Here is a 338-nt window from a genome sequence, read left to right as displayed (position 1 = left end):
GCCACGGTCCGGTCCGCCACCACCCGCACTGGCACGGCCCTGTCAGCTACCGCCCGCACCGCTACGGCGCGGTCCGCTCTCGCCCGCACCGGCACGGCCCTGTCCGCCACCGCCCGCGCCGCCACCGCGGCCACGCTCGCCGCGACGGCTGCGATCCTCCCGCTCGGGGCGACGGCCACCCCGGCGACGGCCGCGACGCCCAGAACCACCACCGCACCCGCGACAGCCGCGACGCCCGTGACACTCGCACCACCACCCCCCACCACGGGCACCCGCACCTGCACCACCCCCCGCACCCCCTCCAGATTCCCGATCGACACCCGTATCCAGCCCGGTCC

Annotated in this window: 1 protein-coding gene; it reads left to right on the top strand. The window is 77.8% G+C overall.

Annotation, left to right across the window (positions count from 1 at the left end):
- Positions 1-338: hypothetical protein (locus GTW43_RS38205; protein ID WP_237536740.1), on the top strand; the 338-nt coding region annotated here is incomplete at both ends.

Source organism: Streptomyces sp. SID5785 (genome assembly GCF_009870065.1).
Classification (GTDB): Bacteria; Actinomycetota; Actinomycetes; order Streptomycetales; family Streptomycetaceae; genus Streptomyces.
The sequence above is the reverse complement of the archived record's forward strand: the minus strand, read 5'-3'. Positions and strand labels throughout refer to the sequence as shown.